The organism is Aeromicrobium sp. (assembly GCF_036675695.1).
Lineage (GTDB): Bacteria > Actinomycetota > Actinomycetes > Propionibacteriales > Nocardioidaceae > Aeromicrobium.
In genome coordinates, this window is record NZ_JAKFEL010000089.1 from 1 (window position 1) to 6064 (window position 6064).

At 64.3% G+C, this 6064-nt stretch carries 6 protein-coding genes; all 6 read right to left on the minus strand.

The window, feature by feature from the left end; translation table 11 throughout:
* The coding region (locus V6M39_RS05920) for an HPF/RaiA family ribosome-associated protein (protein WP_332642828.1) at positions 1 to 98 on the minus strand (98 nt) is incomplete at its 3' end.
* Between the two features lie 71 nt (positions 99 to 169).
* Positions 170 to 883, minus strand: coding sequence for a ComF family protein (locus V6M39_RS05925; protein ID WP_332642823.1), 714 nt, complete (start codon positions 881 to 883; stop codon positions 170 to 172).
* Between the two features lie 60 nt (positions 884 to 943).
* Entirely contained in the window at positions 944 to 2665 is a 1722-nt protein-coding gene (locus V6M39_RS05930) for an LpqB family beta-propeller domain-containing protein (RefSeq protein WP_332642824.1), read from the minus strand.
* Positions 2662 to 4191 (minus strand): MtrAB system histidine kinase MtrB, encoded by a 1530-nt coding sequence (gene mtrB, locus V6M39_RS05935; RefSeq protein ID WP_332642825.1) that lies wholly within the window; start codon positions 4189 to 4191, stop codon positions 2662 to 2664. The genes V6M39_RS05930 and mtrB overlap by 4 nt, the downstream gene beginning before the upstream one ends.
* Entirely contained in the window at positions 4191 to 4886 is a 696-nt protein-coding gene (gene mtrA, locus V6M39_RS05940; protein WP_332642826.1) for an MtrAB system response regulator MtrA, read from the minus strand. Before mtrA ends, mtrB begins: the two co-directional genes overlap by 1 nt.
* A gap of 164 nt (positions 4887 to 5050) precedes the next feature.
* Positions 5051 to 6064: adenosylhomocysteinase (locus tag V6M39_RS05945; protein WP_332642827.1), on the minus strand; the 1014-nt coding region annotated here is incomplete at its 5' end.

A 6064-nucleotide genomic window follows, 5' to 3' on the forward strand; every position in this document is an offset into this window, starting at 1 on the left:
CGGGTGTCGTACTTGTCGATCCGGAGGAGTTTCTCCTCGACGTGCTCCCTGAATCGTTCGGAGATCTCGCTGTTGCGACCGTTGACGACAATTTCCATGGGAGCTCCTTGCCTCGAGTGATGCTCGGCTCATGCCATATTGCGACGTTAGACCCGCGGTGCAAATTTCTCTATAGGAACCTGGAAACTCCTTGGTGATCCTCAGACTTGAGAGGTGTCGCGGCAACGACTGCGACGCCGATCGGACGCTTGTCGATCGCTGTCAGCGCGCGAACGGCCTCGCCCACCGTCGCGCCGGTTGTGAGGATGTCGTCGATCACGATCACCCTCGCTGCCGTCCGCAGCGTTCCTCGACGAACGCGAAACGCGCCACGCACGTTGACTGCGCGGGCTGACGAGTCGAGGCCGGACTGGTCTGCCGTCGCCCGCGAGTAGGTGAGCGCCTGCTCGACTCTGACATCGACGCCGATCCTGCCCAGGAGTCGCGCGCTGTCGCGAGCCAGTTCGTCCACGACGTCCGAGCCGCGCGCACGCTTGCTTCGACGGGAGGTGGGGACTGGCACCAGAACGATTGGAGATCCGACTGGCGACAGCTCGACGACCGAGGCAGCCAGCAGATGGGCCAGTGGCGCGGCAAGTCCGAACCTGCCCTGCTCCTTCCAGGCGATGAGGGCGGCGCGCAACACTCCCGCGTTGACGCCTGCCGCGACCGGAAGGACATCTGGTCTGCGAAGCACCGGTGGCGTCGGCTTGGGCCACGCCACGCGCGGATCGGGACGGATCGACGCTCCGCACGATCGACACAGTCCCAGCGCAGGACATTCGCACCCTGGGCAGCGCGCGCCCAGGATCAGATCGGCCGCCGAGACCGCCAGCTTGCCCATCGGTCGATCATCGTCGGTCCAGCACGACCGGCACGTCGTAGGTTGTCGCGCTGTGGACGCTCAACTTCCGTACGTCAGGCCTGTGACCTCTGCCGACTTCACCACGTGCCAGGTCCCGTCGGGTGGCAGATACCAGACACGGTTCTTCGTGTCGGTCGCGTAGCGAATCTGAGGATCTCCGGCACCGAGGACGAGGACATCAGCGCCCACGTCGGGCAGCAGTGCGCCACCGCCGACACCGCTGTCCCCCGCCGAGCTGTCGATGCGGATGTACTGCACCTGTCGGCTGATCTTGCTGCCGGCGAGGTAGGCCAGCTGTGTGTCCGACGACCACACGGCCGAGGTTGGTGTGGCCGCGTCGACCGCCAGCGGCTGTGGCTCCGTGAGGCGCAGGATCTGGTTCTTGTCGCTGCGCTCGATCATGCCGACATACACACCACCATTGGCAGTCGCGGCATAACGCGTACCGCCAGGTGACAGCGAGAACGTCGTGACATTGAGACCGGCCAGCGACCCGATCGGCAGTGCCGTGATGATGTCGTCGCGGACCAGTCTCACGCGTGTGGATCCTCCGACGCGATCGACGAGCCAGAGCACGCCGTCACGGTCCCAGCGGGGAGTCACGAACTGGCTGCCGCCAAAAATACGAGGGGCTGAGCCGGCCCGGTTGGTGACTCGTACCTCCGAGCGACCCGCCAGGACTCCCGCCACACCAGCGTCGCTCACTGCAATCCGCACGGCGCCTCGAGCATCCTTGCCCCACTCGCCCGTCAGCGGCGTGATGCGTTCCTCATCGAGCTGCACAACCTTGTCATCGCTGATCCCGTACGCATGCGTACCCGATGTGCTCGGGCCGAATGCCCCCCACGAGTCGATCGGCTGTACCGGAAACCCGTTGCGGGTGAGGACGGGCGCACCGCCAGACAGTCGAACACCTTCGATCTCCCGGACCTGGCGCAACGTCCAGATGATCTGCGCGGACAGGTGGTCCTTCGTCGACTCGCTTGCTGTGCGGAACTCCTGGTCGAACACAACATCGGCCACACCGTCGGAGATCGGCACCGACGTTCGCAGCGACTCCAGCTTCGGCACATACGTGCGGGTCACCCGGTCGTCGTCAGCTGGGCCTCGAGCGAGACTCGCCACCAGGGATGTTGCCAGCTGATCGCCAACAGCGAGGTAGACCGGCACCGGGATCAGGCGTCGCCCGGGGTTGTCGAACATGAAGATGTCGAACGGTCGGAAGTAGTCGTTGAAGTACTTGCTGCTGACCAACAATCCAGCCTGCGGCGTCGCGATGCGCCACTCGCCGTCCACCTGCTGCAGTCCGTAGGTAAGAGCGGAGTCGCCGCTCATGCGGGTGTATCGACCCTGCTGGTCCAGCCGTGCGATCTGCGACGACGACATACGCACCACGACCCGGTCGCCAGCTTCGTCACCGTCGTCGACGTCCGTCGACCGATCGGGAACCGGAGCCGAGACCTTCGGACGCGAGTAGACGCGCACTCCGTCGAGCGGACGCCAGCCCTTTGCCGCGGACGGAGTGAGGAACGCCGAGGCCGTGCCCGTCGAGACCGGGAACGCGAGCATCGCGTCGAGGTAGCCGAGCACGATCTCCTGAGGTGACGCTCCGGGCACCGGGAGCGCCGGGGCATACCGCACCGTGCTCTCGCCAAAGCCCTGGTCGTCAGCGACCCGCGTGACTGGCCCGGAGGTCGGAATGCTGCCGCAGCCGCCCACCAGAAGTACGCCGAGCACGGCGACCAGCACAGGCCTTCTCATGCGTACACCGATGTCAGTGCTGGCGACGCCGCCGATCCGTCAGGCTTCGGGATCGTGAGGATGAACTCGCTTCCCTCTCCCGGTTCGCCCCATGCCACCAGTGATCCGCCATGCAACTGCGCGTCCTCGCGAGAGATCGGCAGACCCAGACCCGTACCGCCCTGCGTGCGCGCGGGGTCGGCCCGCCAGAACCGGTCGAACACCCGGTTGGTCTCGTCACCGCTCAGGCCTACGCCGAAATCGCGTACGGCCAGCGAGACACAGTCATCGTTCTGGGCGATCTCGATCTCGAGGCGGTCCGAACCGCTGTACTTCGCAGCATTCGTGAGGAGATTGCGGACGATGCGATCGATGCGTCGGATGTCAGCCTCGACGACGGCGGGCTCATCGACACCAATGACCTTGACCTTGATGCCCTTGCGCTTGATCGACGGATCCTTGGACGCGTCGCGGGCGACCTGGGTGAGGTCGATCGTGTCGAGCGCGAGCTTGGCTGCGCCGGCATCGAAGCGGCTGAGGTCGAGCAGATCTGACAACAACGACTCGAAGCGATCAAGCTCGCCCTTGAGCAGCTCAGCAGATCGCGCAGTCTGGGGATCGAAGCGTTTGCGCGAGTCATACAGGACCTCACTGGCCATTTGTACCGTCGTCAGCGGTGTGCGGAGCTCGTGCGACACATCGGATACGAACCGTTGCTGGAGTCGCGAGAGGTTTTCGAGTCGCCGAATCTGGCTCTGCAGGCTGGCCGCCATCTGGTTGAACGACGTGCTCAGACGGGCGATGTCGTCCTCACCGCTCACGTGCATGCGTTGCTCGAGATTGCCGCTGGCGTAACGCTCGGCGATGCGTCGCGCCATCCGAATCGGGTCGAGCACCTGTCGCGAGACGAGCCAGGCCACGCCACCCACCATCAGCACCATCGCCAGACCGCCGAGCAGAAGAGCACGACGTACAAGGTCGAGCGTCGACTGCTGGTCAGCCATGGAAAACAGGTAGAACAGCGCGTACGTGTCCCCCGTGCCGGGAGCCCGCAGCTGACTGCCGACCACCACGGCGGCTTCGCGATCCTCGCCGCCGAGCAGCCCTAGCTTGGAGTAGCGCCAGTAGGTTCCAGCCTTGCTCTTGACAGTGTTGGCGAGGTCCTTGGGCAGCGCGTCCGGCATGATCGCGGCCGACGAGCGAACCGGGACCTGACCACCCTCGGCAGCCAGCGGTCCCTGCAGGACGAGCTCGTACGTACGTCGCTCTCCACGCGAGCTGGTGAGCGAGTCGACCATCTGCGTGAGGCTTTGCGACTGGGTGCCGGGCTCTGTCTCAACCGCAGCGTCGAGCCGGGCCTGTGCGGCTTCGAATCCGGAGCGCGCCTCGGAGATCGCCGCCGTACGGCGACTTTCGGCGAGACCGCTCGCCACGTCACGCAGCAGTGCCCATCCCGTCAGGCTGATGACGAGCGCGCTCAGCAGGATCGTGCTGGTGACGACTCGTGCCTGGATCGAACGGCGCCAGATGCCGGCGAGGCCGCGCATCAGGAGGGTGTTATCGCCTGGTAGCCGACACCACGAACCGTGCGGATGATCTCAGGGTTCTCAGCATCGTCCTCGATCTTCGAGCGCAGACGCGTCATGTGGACGTTGACCAGCTTGGTGTCGCCGGGGTGGTGATAGCCCCAGACCTTCTGCAGCAGGACCTCGCGGGTGAACACCTGGGACGGATCACTCAGCAGGCAGGCCAGCAGGTCGAACTCGAGCGGAGTCAGCTCGAGCGGCACACCCTTGCGGGTGACTGTGTGGCCAGCAGGATCAAGCACGATCTCACCGAACTCGAGCGGTTCGACGAGGGTGTCTGAGCGACGCAGGCGGGCACGTACGCGGGCGACCAGCTCGGTGTTCTTGAACGGCTTGGTGATGTAGTCGTCGGCGCCGGCTTCGAGACCCGCCACCACATCGGGGGTGTCGGCCTTGGCCGTCAGCATGATGATCGGGACAGCTGACTTCTCCCGGATCTGTCGGCATACGCTCATGCCGTCGAGACCCGGGAGCATCAGATCGAGCAGGACCACGTCGGGCTTGAACTGCGCGAACACAGCCATCACCCTGTCGCCGGAGCGACACACACCCGTCGTGAGTCCTTCGCCCTCAAGGACGATCGTGAGCATCTCGGCGAGCGAGGCGTCGTCATCCACGACGAGCACACGATCCCGCTTCGTCCTTCGGTAGTTCACGACACAGCCTCCGTCAAAAGGCAAAGATACGGACACCGTGTCGTGAAGTGTCCTGTTAGCCTCTCGCTTCGCTCGTTCATAAGAATCCAATGATACGGAGCCGTGAACAAGAACGAGCGCCAGATGGGTTCACCTGGCGCTCGTTCATGCTGTGGCTACGTAACTCAGTAGCGGTAGTGGTCAGACTTGTAGGGGCCGGCGACGTCTACACCGAGGTAGGCGGCCTGCTCCTTGGTCAGCTCAGTCAGCTCGACACCGAGAGCGTCGAGGTGCAGACGAGCAACCTCTTCGTCGAGGTGCTTGGGCAGGACGTGAACGCCGAGCTCGTACTGGCTGGCCTTGCTGAAGAGCTCGATCTGAGCCAGCACCTGGTTGGTGAACGAGTTGGACATCACGAACGACGGGTGACCCGTCGCGTTGCCGAGGTTGAGCAGACGACCCTCTGACAGGACGATGAGCTTCTTGCCGTCAGGGAAGATCCACTGGTGAACCTGGGGCTTGATCTCGTCCTTGACGATGCCCGGGATCTTGGCGAGGCCCGCCATGTTGATCTCGTTGTCGAAGTGACCGATGTTGCCGACGATCGCCTGGTGCTTCATCTTCTCGAAGTGCTCGACACGGATGATGTCGAAGTTGCCCGTCGTCGTGATGAAGATGTCGGCGGTCTCGACGACCGACTCAAGCTTCTTGACCTCGTAGCCGTCCATGGCTGCCTGCAGTGCGCAGATCGGGTCGATCTCAGTGACGATGACGCGAGCACCCTGGCCGCGCAGCGACTCAGCGGAGCCCTTGCCCACATCGCCGTAGCCACAGACGACGGCAACCTTGCCGCCGATCATGACGTCGGTGGCGCGGTTGAGACCGTCGATCAGCGAGTGGCGGCAGCCGTACTTGTTGTCGAACTTGCTCTTGGTGACCGAGTCGTTGACGTTGATGGCCGGGAAGAGCAGCGTGCCGTCACGGAAGCGGTCGTAGAGACGGAGGACGCCGGTGGTGGTCTCCTCGGAGACACCCTTGATGTCCTTGGAGATCTTGGTCCAATGATCGGGCTTCGCGGCGACCGAACGGGCCAGCACGCGCAGCACCTCCTTGAACTCCTCGTTGTCGGTGCTGTCCTGCGAGGGGACGACGCCGGTCTTTTCGTACTCGACGCCGAGGTGCAGCAGCATCGTGATGTC

Excerpts from the sequence above, each read along its gene's own strand:
- V6M39_RS05930 (WP_332642824.1), bottom strand. The coding sequence starts at position 2,665 with ATGAGAAGGCCTGTGCTGGTCGCCGTGCTCGGCGTACTTCTGGTGGGC.
- V6M39_RS05925 (WP_332642823.1), bottom strand. The coding sequence starts at position 883 with ATGGGCAAGCTGGCGGTCTCGGCGGCCGATCTGATCCTGGGCGCGCGC.
- mtrB (WP_332642825.1), bottom strand. The coding sequence starts at position 4,191 with ATGCGCGGCCTCGCCGGCATCTGGCGCCGTTCGATCCAGGCACGAGTC.